Raw genomic sequence first — 232 nt, forward strand, 5'->3', positions numbered from 1 at the left:
TGAATGATGAAGAAGAGGACAAACGGTAATAGCGTCACCAAAAAGGCGTCCAGCACACTCATAAGGGTGAAGTTCCATCGGTGGATGCTTCCCATGTACATGTAAATGAGTGGGACAAAGAACGGAATTAACGTGGCGACCGCTAACTCACAGAATGGGGTGGCGTCTAAGGGCTTTGGTCCTGCCGAGTACGCCAATCCCAATAGAAAACCAATCACACCAATTACCAGCG

Annotated in this window: 1 pseudogene; it reads right to left on the bottom strand. The window is 48.7% G+C overall.

From position 1 onward, the window contains the following. A pseudogene (locus tag AC6UDG_RS07905) lies at positions 1–232 on the bottom strand (prenyltransferase); the annotation flags it as partial.

The sequence above is a fragment of the Fructilactobacillus sp. X2R1C1 genome (assembly GCF_059901435.1).